The 12,339-nt window shown below is 56.3% G+C and carries 7 protein-coding genes and 1 pseudogene; 7 read left to right on the top strand and 1 reads right to left on the bottom strand.

Annotated elements, in window-relative coordinates:
* Window positions 1-227 precede the first annotated feature (227 nt).
* Window positions 228-1,343 (bottom strand): NAD(P)/FAD-dependent oxidoreductase, encoded by a 1,116-nt coding sequence (locus A5906_RS36120; protein WP_136615732.1) that lies wholly within the window; start codon window positions 1,341-1,343, stop codon window positions 228-230.
* Between the two features lie 682 nt (window positions 1,344-2,025).
* On the opposite strand from A5906_RS36120, the pseudogene A5906_RS36115 reads away from it, so the two are divergent.
* The 7 genes and pseudogenes from A5906_RS36115 to A5906_RS36085 form a co-directional block, all read left to right on the top strand.
* A pseudogene (locus A5906_RS36115) lies at window positions 2,026-2,829 on the top strand (tyrosine-type recombinase/integrase); the annotation flags it as partial.
* A gap of 729 nt (window positions 2,830-3,558) precedes the next feature.
* On the top strand, window positions 3,559-5,142 hold the full coding sequence (locus A5906_RS36110; protein ID WP_245327089.1) for an amidophosphoribosyltransferase: 1,584 nt from the start codon (window positions 3,559-3,561) through the stop codon (window positions 5,140-5,142).
* A gap of 8 nt (window positions 5,143-5,150) precedes the next feature.
* Window positions 5,151-5,831 (top strand): HAD family hydrolase, encoded by a 681-nt coding sequence (locus tag A5906_RS36105; protein ID WP_080139878.1) that lies wholly within the window; start codon window positions 5,151-5,153, stop codon window positions 5,829-5,831.
* Window positions 5,832-5,834: 3 nt separating this feature from the next.
* Complete coding sequence (locus A5906_RS36100) at window positions 5,835-6,800, top strand: NAD(P)-dependent oxidoreductase (protein WP_080139876.1); 966 nt, start codon at window positions 5,835-5,837, stop codon at window positions 6,798-6,800.
* Between the two features lie 468 nt (window positions 6,801-7,268).
* Entirely contained in the window at window positions 7,269-7,994 is a 726-nt protein-coding gene (locus tag A5906_RS36095; RefSeq protein ID WP_136615731.1) for an FkbM family methyltransferase, read from the top strand.
* 1,487 nt (window positions 7,995-9,481) lie between these two features.
* Window positions 9,482-9,934: a (2Fe-2S)-binding protein gene (locus tag A5906_RS36090; protein WP_080139874.1), complete on the top strand. Its 453-nt coding sequence runs from the start codon at window positions 9,482-9,484 to the stop codon at window positions 9,932-9,934.
* On the top strand, window positions 9,934-12,258 hold the full coding sequence (locus A5906_RS36085; RefSeq protein ID WP_080139873.1) for a xanthine dehydrogenase family protein molybdopterin-binding subunit: 2,325 nt from the start codon (window positions 9,934-9,936) through the stop codon (window positions 12,256-12,258). Before A5906_RS36090 ends, A5906_RS36085 begins: the two co-directional genes overlap by 1 nt.
* The last annotated feature ends 81 nt before the right edge of the window (window positions 12,259-12,339 follow it).

The following is a 12,339-nucleotide window of genomic DNA, read 5'->3' as shown; positions in this document are numbered from 1 at the left end:
GCGCACTTGTCGATGAGCTCGGCCGCAAGCGCACTTTTATGGTCGGTGTCAGGCTCTTCGTCGCAAGCCGCCCGCGGATCAATAGGATCCCGCTGGAAAAGCGACAATGCGGCAGTCTCTGTTCCATCCGCTTCTACGAGGTCGTACTCACGACAGAGCGCCGCTCGCGCGCCGACCAAGCACGCCTAACAGTACCGGTTAAATGGCTCCACGACTGTGAGCAGGAGCTACTGGAGTCTTGGCGTTCTGTTACGACCTTTCGGCTGGGTGAAGCGCTCGGGTCTAAAAGGGTCAAGCACGTCACACGATCCGTCCCCTGCAATTTCCGTGGTGAGCAGTAGCGCGACATATGGGGCAAGCGTGATACCTGCGTGCGTAACGGCAACAAATATTCGTTCTTGACCAGGTAGTCGCCCGACGATTGGGCAGCCATCTTTGGGGGTTGGGCGGCTCCCTCTCCGCGCCGTAATGGACTCACCAAAAGACGGTTTCTTGAGCTCACGCCTTACTAGCCCGACATTTTCTCTGGCAGACTTAATCACCAGACCAGAGTCGCAGAAGCTCGTCGGATCGCCGGCGTTGCCGACGATGAGAGAAGGCCCATTCGCCCGAAAATGTATATGATTTGCGAACACGACGTGCTCAATCGGAGGACCAAAATATGGTATTCGTGTAAGCTCGTCGGGCACCTCATTAACCAATGGGGCACACGCGAGATCTTCGAGTAGGGAGTTGATTCCGATGCCGCAGGCCAGCACGACCATATCGACGAGATAGCAAGTACGATTAGTCCAGACCACAGCGCCCTGTTTGAGAGGCTCTATCCTTGTACATTTTTCAGAGACGCTGTGGGCGAGGCCCGTAGCGATGGCTGCGTCGATCACGCGTTTTGTGAAACGAACAGAATCAAGCCATCCCTCCTCAGGAACCCGCACGATAACATCGGGAGCCCCCGCGATGTTCAGATTGGGCTCAAGCTTCAATGCGTCATTTCGCGAAAGGTACTCAACGGTTCTTCCTAGTCCCTCGGCCATATTCGCTGCCCGGAGCAACTTCTTATTTTGCGTAGGGTCGGTTGACCAACGCAATGATCCTGTTGCTCTAATGGAGTCTGCCAGCCCTATCGGACGTGCGAGGTCCATGTGGTAATTGAGCGCTTCGGAGCTGAATTGCATAAAGTTAGGCGTCGCCGCAGCTAAGAAGCTCAAGGACGCGAAACTCAATCCGCTCGCGCCAGAGCCAGGTGAGGCTCCATCAAACAACAGGACTGTCATTTTATTTGCGGCCAAATGAAGCGTGAGTGACGCGCCCATGATCCCGGCTCCGACAACAGCGACCAACATCGAGTCCTCCGTCAACCAGTGTGGCGGGCGCGCCTGTTGGAGCAGGAGTTATTGGTCAAGAGGGGCTCCGCCACGACTGTACTTTTCGCTTGTTGTGTCTCGAGCTTCCTCGGTTGAGGCAGAGAGAGGGACACTCCGGAAAGTCAATGAAGTCTGGCGAGCGGATGGCTCCTGGTCCCGTATGACAGGTTTGCGTCCAGATGAGATCGCTTTGGTATCCGCTTGACGGCCTCTCAAAATAGTTTCCAGGTTCTGTCTGAACTATCATTGGTCCAATGTTCCACGACGGCCACTATCTTCACTGCCGCGGCGCCCGGAGAATTCAGCGATCGGCGACGGGATGGCATTCTCCAAAGGCGAGGTTAACTTGAGGGTGCGGCACGCCTAGAGGCATGACAGTGCGTCGACCAAGGTCACCGGCAGAACGGACGGTGGTTGTGGTTCCATTGCCGAACACCTGCAGCCACACTTGATCAGCGCTACGCTCATCATCCAATCGGTGGCCTGCGTCTTTGATCGAATCAACTACTAACATTGGTAGTGGGCGCAAATTGTTGAATTTGTGAGCCTTGTACGGCAGGGCGAATGGGTGAGTTGCAGCGCCGCGTGTCCGGCGAGTTGTCGATTCAAGCGCCGTTGTCAAACTAGCAGCGTACGACCGCAATGGCTTGGCGCGCACGGCGCGTTCCTCACCGATCTCGAGGTTAAGCGCGGCGTCAGCACGAAGACGCGTAACCTGCGTCTGACCGCCATCCGATCCTTCTTCAGGTTCGTGTCCTTCGAGGAACCGGCACATAGTGCGCTAATCCAGCGCGTACTCGCCATACCGAGCAAGCGCCACGACAAGCGACAGGTGCACTTCCTGACGCGCCCCGAGATCGAGGCGGTTCTCGCCGCGCCTGATCGAACGACGTGGCTTGGCCGCCGCGATCACACCTTGCTGCTGGTCGCGGCACAGACGGGCTTACGCCTCTCAGAGCTGACTGGCCTTGACCGGGATGCCGTCCACCTCGGGTCTGGCGCACACGTACGATGCGTCGGTAAAGGGCGGAAGGAGCGGACCACTCCGCTGACCACACTCGCTCGGTGTGCACTCCAGGCATGGCTCAGGGAACCGTTGCGGAAAGGATCAACAGCGTTGTTCCCGAACGTGCACGGGGGCAGGCTCAGTGCCGATAGCGTCCAGTCCTTGCTGGGAAAGCATGTTCGTGTCGCTCACAAGAGTTGCCCGTCTTTGAAGGCCAAGAGCGTGTCACCGCACGTGCTGAGGCACAGCGCTGCGATGGAACTGCTGCAAGCCGGCGTCGACTGCTCCGTGATCGCGCTGTGGCTCGGTCATGAATCGGTCGAGACCACGCAGACGTACCTGCACGCCCACCTCGCGCTCAAGGAAGCTGCCCTGGCGAAGCTCAAGCCGTACGAGCGCGGCAAGCGAACCCGCTTCCAGCCGAACGACCGCCTACTCGCCTTCCTCGAGGCGCTCTGAAGGACCAGACTATGCCGAATGGAATGGGTTGCCCTGCGCGCGATCGACGGTGCCAGCGTGATAACAGCGCGCTATACCAAAATCCGTTCGGCATAGTTCGGCGGGCGGCATAAACGGCCCTATGCCGCGCGCGGCATAGGCAGGTCTCGATCAACGACGCGATGACAACACAGTGTCTGGCATCACCGTCGGGTCGGGCAAAGAGGGCGTTCTTGCGACCGAGTTTGATGCCACGGCTTGATCGTTCGACCGCACTGAAGATCGCGGGCGGCTGCGTCCATGACCTACTTGCCATCTCCAGGAAGCTCTCGTTCCAATCCTGCTCGCATGCGAAAAGGCGATAGGTCTAGCAGCTGCCCATCAAAAACCTAGTCGATGGACCAGAAGGTTCGGTGCGGATAGAAAGCCTCCTGTTCGCTCATCCGAGTGGACTGCGCCGCACGCAAGCTCGTGCATGAAGGTGTGCCGGCGCAGGACAAGCCAACTAAAAATCAGAGCTTGGCTGATTTCGGACCAAGGCGTCGCGCTCCAGACAGCGTGTCGGTAATCGGACGGCGCGATGGTAGTTGATAAATAAAACCGGAGAATATTTCTCGAATTCCGTCGCTCTAAGCACTGGTACGGCGCTTGCTAAAGTTAAGGGCGGAACGCGTCTTCACGCCTGGCGGTCAAATACATTGCTTGGGATGGATTGGGAAGATCGGCTCTTTGACAGGAGAGGCTACTGGCATGTCCGGTGTTGCTGCTGCGTTTCTATGTTCTTCAAGCAATTCACCGGGCACGGTTTATGATAGGCTCCAGCACATGGTTTCGAAACTTGCACTGCGTGGGCAGGCAGGGGTCGGTGTTGCAGCTTTCATGCACGAGGAAGGTGTCAGATACGGGGGAGCGCTTGAATCGTCATGCGATGCAGAACGCATCATAGACGCTCAGCAAGATCCGAACTTTCGGCCTCACGTTGCGATCGCCCAAATACATAACCGACGCCGCGCAATCACCGATGGCGACGACCTTCACTACAATGCGAGCACCAGCCGCAATCTGGCAATTTCTGTGGATGGAGCTTTGGTCAATGCCCGTGAACTCAGGGAAGAGTTGCTTGCCCAGGGATATAAGTTGAACGGCGACACAGATGCTGAACTCTTGCTCAAGTGGATCGAAAGCTCTTGTGAAAGGGACTACTGGCGGCACGGTCTGCCCGTCGACTACGAAAACGTCTTTCGCGACATTGACGACCGTATTGACGGGGGTATTAGCGCGCTCCTGCTGGATGGAGAGGGAAATCTGGTTGCATACCGTAGTCGATCGGGTTTGCGACCATTGGAATTTATGCAAACAGATGACGGGTTCTCGCTGTTTGCTTCGGAAAATTGTGCCTTCGTCGGCCTAGAGGGTAAGATGCAGCAGCTCTTACCTGGGCACATCAAGTATGTAGACGGGAAAACGGGGGACTGCGCTGATCGTTCGGTAGTGGTTGGGCGATACAAGGCCAAACTCTGCGCCTACGAAGCTCTCTACTTAGGAAATCCGAACACATCAATCGAAGGCCAATCACATCGAGAAACTCGTTACAAGATCGGAGTCGCTCTCGCTGGTCTGGTTGCGAAGCGGTTGGGAGGAACACCGGGCTCCGCACTCACAATTGTTTCCTCCATGCCGCATACTGGGGGGCCGTACGCTGATGGGCTATTTGCATCCCTCGCCGAATATGGCGTGTTCGTCCAGCGCCAGGAGATAGTCGCAACGCAATTTCTCCAGAGAACTCTCATCGGTGCACCCGGTAAACGAAAGGCTCGTATTGCTCGAAAGTACCGGGTGCCGCAGCAAACCAGGCTTGCGGAAAGCACGATAGTAATGGTCGACGAGGCCCTTATTCGTGGCGATACCAGTCAGGCTGTTACGAATATGTTGCTTGCTGCCGGGGCCAAAGCCGTACATTGGGCGATTGGCTCGCCGCCTATAGTGGCGCCGAATTACTACGGCATGGGTATCGACACACTAGAAGAGTTGGCATTCTGGCGGATATGGAAGCGATTGCCGCCCGAACAGCGCAAGCAAAGCCTTAGCTTTCACAAGATGGAGCCGCAACTTATCAGAATCATCGAGTGCAATATTGCGGCATTCATCAACGCGGCTACGATCACGTACCTGCCGTTTCAGCTTCTAGAAGCGATACTGCCCCGCGGGCGCGACGGCTTCGATCTGTCACCGTTTACATTCGAGATGCCAACCCCTGCGGGGCAGAAGCGTGCTGATAGGAACCTGCACGAATTAACGGCCCATCTGTCCTCTTTGGTAGCAATTCCTGCTTGAGGTGGGTCATGAAACCCGTTCTCGTCTTTGATTGGAATGGAACTCTGCTCGATGATGCTTACGCAGTGCTCCAAACGACCAATGCCATACTAGATCGCTTTGGTCATGCAACGATCGACATGAAAACGTTTCGGCAGCATTGCGACGTTCCGCTATGTCATCTTTATCGCAATCTCGGGATGTCACAAGACGAGGTTGAGATAGTTGATCGCGACGGAAGTGCAATCTTTCACGACATCTACGAACCTCTGGCAGGTAAAGCCGATCTGCGCGAAGGCGCGCGCAGAGTGTTGGAGTTGGCGCGCCAAGAAGGGGCATCTTCCATCATCGTGAGCAACCATATAGTTGACCCTCTGCGTTTCCAATTGAAGCGACTTGGAGTCGATGACTGCATCAACGATGTGCTCGCCTTTGAAAGCCGCGCCGCTCAATACAAGTCCATGAGCAAAGGAGAGCGGCTTCGTCTACACATGCAGAAAAACAACTTAAAGCCGGCGTCAACCTTTATCATCGGCGATATGCCGGTCGAAACGCATATCGCACGCAAGCTGGGACTCATAAGCATATCCATTGCGGGCGGATTCGTTTCGGCGTCGCGGTTGCGCGCGGCGCGTCCTGACTACACGATTAATAACCATCATGAGCTACTGCCGATCTTGCAAAGGCGCGGCTTTTTTCGGAATGCATGAAGCATGATAGGCGGGCAATCATCAGACGACGTCGCTCCTAAGACAGCGAGGCAGAGAATAGGCCTTATCGGAGCTGGACGCATGGGAACCGGTATTGGCATCAGTTTGTTGCGTCGGGAAATCGAGCTGCATATCAAAGCCAACAAAAGTCGCCTCGGTGCGGATCGCTTGACTGGTGCTGGTGCTTATGAACATCCGACGATCGCTGAGTTGGCCCGCCATGTAACTGCCGTCGTGTTATCGGTGCCTTCGAGCCGCGAGGTTGAGGCAATATGCCTTGGGCAAGATGGGTTGTTCGCCCATATGCTCCCAGGAGGTTTGATAATTGACTGCTCCACGTCTTATCCTGCTTCGACGGTCGCACTGGCTGAGCAGGCTCAAAAACGCCGCCTAAGCTTTATCGATGCTCCCGTAACGCGGAGCCCTGAACACGCAGAGCTAGGCCTTCTCAATGCAATCGTCGGATCGAGTGAAAAGCTTTTTCCTGCGGCTGAGGGCATTCTTGCCGCATTTTGCGAGACCGTTCTTCACGTCGGGGATGTCGGACAAGGTCACAAGCTCAAGCTTGTTTACAACAGCATGACTATGGGGATAGCGGCGGTAGCCGCGGAGGTCTGCCAATTTGCATCCGGTGTTGACGTCGATCTCGTAACGCTCCGCTCTCTTGTTAGTCGGGGCTCCACGAACAGCGGAATATTTCAAGCGTTCGTGGCCTTCTTGTTGAACGAGAAACCTGATGTTCTGGCAATCTCAATCGCGAATTCCGCAAAGGATATTGAGTGCGCTGTGCGTCTCGCAGGCGAGAGCTCAGTGCCAGTGCCCGTCTTGGCTGCCGCCGCGCACAAATTAAATGCCTCAGTTGCTGCAGGGGAAGGTGAGCTCACATTACCTCATCTGTCCCGCTTCAGGATGATTTCCGAAGTTGGCCTTGGAGCGCCGGCTCAAACAACGAGCCCGGTGGGTGGCTAATCTTCTCGCGGTCCCGGTACGAGACCTGTTCCGCGGTATCGAACGCGTTGTCACTGGCGCGGTGCTGCACACATCCTCGCCGAGCTTGCGAAGACGGCTGCCGCCGCAGCACTGGCGCAGTAGGCGACCGCTCGCTCAAATAGAGCCAAGATCGAGGGCGAGACAGCTGTTTCGGCTTAGAATCTGGTTGATATCGGTTGCCTCAAAATTAGTGCACCCGCGAGGCATGAGCTGTGGCTCAGCTTTAAGTCGGCCCATGAAAGCGGTCAGTGACCTGGCTAAATAAGTAACATGAGTGAATGAGGTCGCGGCACGGTTCATCCATGGACGGCTGTTCAGCCACAAGAGCGTTTTGATAAAGGCAGGCGGCTCCGTCAAGCAACATCAACTACCAGCATCGTCAGTTGCCCCCGGGATCACCACCATGCGAGAGCTATCTTTAACGGCTTACATGTGGAGGGCAAGTTCATGTTTTCCGAGCTTGAGAACGAGTGCATAAACCGGGAAGTCGAAAGGCTCAATCTTCCCAACTCTCGGATCAAGCACTTCGCCCCAGTTAGCTACGCACAAGCTGGAGAAGACGTTATTTTAGAGGGAATGTTGGCTGCAAGGCTCTCCAAGAGCCAAAGAGCTTGGGAGAGCGTGTTCTATGTCGAGATCGGCGCTAATCACCCCATCTCCACCTCGAATACCTATCTTATGTATCAAAGAGGAGCGCAAGGTGTTCTAGTCGAACCCAATCCTGAATTGGGAACGCTGATCCGGACAGTGCGTCCGAGAGACGTTCTCGTGCCGTCCGTTGTCCTGCCAACTTCACGCGCGTCTGCCACCCTCTTCATCGGAAACGCTCATGAGTTGTCTTCTTTGAATGAAGCGCATATCAAGAGCTTCGGAGACTTCGACGGCCTAGGAGGTGTGCGAGAGCACATCGAGGTGAGCGCTATAGCCATCAACGAGCTATTGACGCCGTATGCAAACAAGATCGATTTCTTGTCGATCGATTGCGAAGGATTAGATTACGATCTCGTCGAGGCCATTGACCACGAGCGCATCAAGCCTGCCATAATCCAGTGCGAGCCAAGTGAGCATTTTCTCGGTGGCAACACGGCTCGCATCATAGATCTGATGGAAAGCAGAGCGTACCGTCTTGCTGCGGTCACCGATCTAAACGTCATTTTCGAGAAATTGAACTGATGCAGCCACTAAAGGTAGCCCGGTGCTAGTTCTCTCCGGCGAATCCCGCTGATTGATGCAGGCGCACGATCTCCTCGGCGTATTTACCGGTCAGCATGATGAGTTGCACAGCTCGAGGAGTGGGAGGGATGAACCGGCGTACTGGACCATTCCAGGCAACGACAGAGTTGCACGAACTCTTCGTCGCGAAGGGTAACGTCGGAAACAGGTTACGCCAGTCGCATCTCCCAAGCCAGCAGGCCACTTGAGCCGGCGTCAGCCAGGACTGGCGCCACATTGTGCGAGGCGCCGAGCATGGATTAGCTCTCATCTTGCGGATGAGCAGACACCAAATTTCCGGCGGCGGCCGTGCTTTAAAGCAAAAGTTTTCGTGCGTCGGTTTGTCCCAATGGACGGGATTGCGGGCAGTTACCGTGAATGGTTCCTGGAAAGGGACAACGACACGTTCGCTATAGACCTTTCAGCTATCGGCTGACCTTGGACGTGCTTCTGCTGCGACAGCAATGTCAATGGCCGAATTGACCGAGGTCAGGGATCAGATGGCCCCTTTCTCCGTTTGCCGAGATGAGTGTCGACGTCGGAGGAGGTGGTGCTTGTATTGAGGAAGGGTAGGCGAGAGATTGCCGGCCGAGAGGGAGGTTTGGCCCGACCGCCGCTCTCACAGGGGAGGGGGACTTGAGGCGAGCGGCCTATGCTTCCGTATCACCCACGAAGCGCAAGGCGGCATCGAAGAGATCTGACCTTGGATGGTCCGTCGCGTGCCGCTGTTATGCTCTCGAATAGCTTACTTCCACGCGCGTGTTCGACATTCACATGCGGCGGCGACTGAGCGTCGACAGCTTTTAGCAAACGGCATGAAACCGCCCTCCGCGGCATTGCCCCACCAAAAGTGTTACCGGACACTTCCCTGTCGAGTCTCGGCGAAGCTGCGAATCAGTTCGATGGCGGCTACGGCGGGGCAGATGAGCATGCGAAAAAAGTTAGATACAGATGAAGCCCGCAACGAGGCCTGAAGCGCTGGTCCGGGTATTTTGACATCTTTGCGGGCTTAGTGGCGCACAAGCGCTCGCCTCTCATCTCCCGGTGTGGGTTTAGAAGCCGATCGACTGTTGCGGTGCGGGAATTCGCCTCGCAATGTCCGATCGTCAATCCATCAAATGCCAGGCTCCGGTATTTGATGGATTTTGATCAGCAAAACAGGGGACTTTCCCGCAAAAGCATCGATAACAATTAAAAACAATAAGCCAAATCTTCGTCGATCGTACATCGATTGACGGCATGCGGGGGAACCATAGCGTGACATTCACGTGCCGTGCTGATGAGTACCCAAACGGCGCGCTTCTCTCCCTATTCAACTCAATTGATTGCTGTAGATCGCAACGAGACTGAGCGTCTTGGAGCATGGGAGGTGTTCTACGTCCACTGGACACAATCGTCCATCGTCTGGCTTGGAAACCACAACGCCTGAGGCCTAGAGGAGGTCGGAGATGAGCATTGAAGTTACAATAAACAAGAAGTCTTACACTGTCGACGTCCCGCCAGAGACCCCATTGCTATGGGTACTTCGCGATGTGATCGGACTAACAGGGACCAAATACGGGTGCGGAATTGCCCAGTGCGGCGCCTGCACGGTGCATGTGGGCAGCGATGCGGTTCGCTCGTGCATAACAGCCGTAAGTGATGTGGCCAAACCAATTACTACGATCGAAGGGTTGGATGTAGACGGTAATCATCCCGTCCAGCGCGCATGGCGCGAAGAGCGCGTTCCGCAGTGCGGCTATTGCCAGGCCGGACAAATCATGCAGGCGGCGGCGCTCCTTGACGAGATCAAGAACCCTTCCGATCAGCAGATCTGCGATGCGATGGTAGGAAATATTTGCCGCTGCGGTTGCTACCAACGGATCCAGTCTGCAGTTCGCAGGGCGTCAAGGGGGATCTAATGATTAATGTTCGTGCACCGACGACGTCGTCCAACCCCCGCGTGAGACTTGAGAACGTTAGCCGGCGTCAATTCCTTCGCTCGGCCGCAGCTGTTACGGCGTTCGCTGTAGCAGCCGAGATTTCCGGTTTGGAACCGGCCTTGGCGTACGAAACCGGTGGCGCGCAGATGCCGCATGGGACAGTCAACGATCCACACGTGTTCGTATCGATTGACTCGTCAGGCATCGTTTCGATTACCGCCCATCGTTCCGAGATGGGTACGGGAATTCGCACCTCTCTTCCGATGGTGGTGGCAGACGAACTGGAGGCCGATTGGTCGAAAGTTCGCATAGTCCAGGCGCTCGCCGATGAGCCACGCTACGGCAATCAAGACACCGATGGCTCTCGCAGCATGCGCCACTTCTTACAGCCGATGAGGCAAGTGGGGGCGGCGATGCGCCAGATGCTGGAGTCAGCGGCGGCAAAGCAATGGGCGGTGCCCTTGTCAGAAGTTCAAGCTTCGAACCACGAAGTGTTGCATCGGCCGACTGGCCGAAAGCTCACATACGGTGAGCTCGCGAAGGCTGCGATGGACCTGCCTACCCCGCAGCTAGAAGCCCTGAAGTTCAAGCCCGACAATGCTTTTCGGTATATGGGACACGGCAACGTCCCGATCTACGACTTGTTCGATATTACCGTCGGCAAGGCGCAGTACGGCTACGATGTCCGGTTGCCTGGCATGACATACGCAGTGATCGCTCGTCCTCCTGTCGTCGGCGGTAAGCTAAGATCCTTCGACGCTATGGAAGCCCTCAAAGTTCCTGGCGTCGTAAAGGTATTGGAACTCAAGGTTAGCTGGGCGCCGCCTGCCGCGTTCTCACCTCTTGGAGGGATCGCAGTGGTCGCGACAAATACTTGGGCGGCCATAAAGGGCCGAGAAGCCCTGAAGGTCGATTGGGAAGATGGTGAGAACGGCGCTTACGATTCCGCCGCTTATCGGCAGCAGATGGCTGAAGCCGCGAACAAACCGGGTCGCGTGGAGCGGACGCAGGGAGATTTCGACAAGGCGTTCGCTGGAGCGTCTAAAGTTGTATCGGCCGAATATTATGTACCGCACCTCGCTCAGGCATCGATGGAGCCGCTCGTTGCGACGGCGACCATTCGCAATGGCGAATGCGAGGTTTGGGCTCCGTTGCAGTATCCGTTCGGCGCGCGCGAAGCATTCGCCAAGCTACTCGAGTTGCCGATTGATAAGGTCAAGGTGAACGTCACTCTTCTAGGCGGCGGCTTTGGACGAAAGTGTCAATCGGACTTCGCGCAGGAAGCCGTACTACTCTCGAAGGCACTGGATGGCGCGCCTGTCAAGCTCGCCTGGACGCGAGAGGATGACCTCCATCATGCCTTCTATCATACGGTCACCTATTCGCGGCTGGACGCCGGCGTGGACTCGTCGGGAAAAGTGATTGCATGGCGTCATCGCTCGGTCGCGCCGACCCTGTTTGCGAATTTCAAGCCCGATCCGAAACGCGAGCAAGCTATTGAATTGGGCTTGGGGCTTGCCGATGTCGCCTTGGACATTCCCAATGTGCGCGTCGAGACGGGTGAAGCGGCGGCGATGACGAGAATTGGGTGGTTCCGATCAGTCAACAACATACCTCATGCGTTTGCGGTACAATCTTTCATCGGAGAGATAGCCGAGGCCTTAGGGAAGGATCCCAAAGACGTCCTGCTCGAAATCATCGGGCCGCCACGAAAGCTTGAGCTTGACAAACTCGGGCTGACGGATCCGCTTTGGAATTACGGCGATCCGTATTCAACCTACCCAGTCGATACCGGGCGTCTTGCGAACGTCGTCAATTTGGCGGCTTCGCGCGCGAACTGGGGAAGATCTCTCCCCAAGGGGAGCGGGCTCGGAATTGCAGCACACCGGAGCTTCCTCTCGTACGTGGCGACAGTCGTCGAGGTGGGCGTGGATAGCCAAGGAAAGCTGGCCATCCCGCGCGTGGAGACCGCGATCGACTGCGGCTTTGCCGTCAACCCTGAGCGGATTCGGTCTCAGATTGAGGGTGCGGCGGTCATGGGGCTCAGCAATTTCATCGGGGAGATTTCGTTCAAGAACGGCAGAGCTGAGCAGGGTAATTTCGACAATTACCCAGTGGCCCGCATCGACAACGCGCCGACAAATGTGCGTGTTCATATCGTTCCGAATGGTTCAGACGTCCCTGCGGGCGGTGTCGGAGAGCCGGGAGTGCCGCCTTTTCTGCCGGCGCTCTGCAACGCGATCTTCGCCGCGACAGGCAAACGTATTCGTTCGCTTCCAGCGGGCGATCAGCTCCGCGTCTAGACGACCAGACGTCAAACGCGATCGCGCTGAGCCGCGATTGAGCTCGAACAGAAACAACAAAACAATCAGCCCTAGAGGAGT

This window comes from Bradyrhizobium sacchari, assembly GCF_002068095.1.
Classification (GTDB): Bacteria; Pseudomonadota; Alphaproteobacteria; order Rhizobiales; family Xanthobacteraceae; genus Bradyrhizobium; species Bradyrhizobium sacchari.
Note: the sequence above shows the minus strand (reverse complement) of the source record. Positions and strands in the feature narration are given on the sequence as shown.

Coding starts and splice junctions, on each gene's coding strand:
- A5906_RS36120 (WP_136615732.1), bottom strand. CDS start 1,343: ATGTTGGTCGCTGTTGTCGGAGCCGGGATCATGGGCGCGTCACTCACG.
- A5906_RS36110 (WP_245327089.1), top strand. CDS start 3,559: ATGTCCGGTGTTGCTGCTGCGTTTCTATGTTCTTCAAGCAATTCACCG.
- A5906_RS36105 (WP_080139878.1), top strand. CDS start 5,151: ATGAAACCCGTTCTCGTCTTTGATTGGAATGGAACTCTGCTCGATGAT.
- A5906_RS36100 (WP_080139876.1), top strand. CDS start 5,835: ATGATAGGCGGGCAATCATCAGACGACGTCGCTCCTAAGACAGCGAGG.
- A5906_RS36095 (WP_136615731.1), top strand. CDS start 7,269: ATGTTTTCCGAGCTTGAGAACGAGTGCATAAACCGGGAAGTCGAAAGG.
- A5906_RS36090 (WP_080139874.1), top strand. CDS start 9,482: ATGAGCATTGAAGTTACAATAAACAAGAAGTCTTACACTGTCGACGTC.
- A5906_RS36085 (WP_080139873.1), top strand. CDS start 9,934: ATGATTAATGTTCGTGCACCGACGACGTCGTCCAACCCCCGCGTGAGA.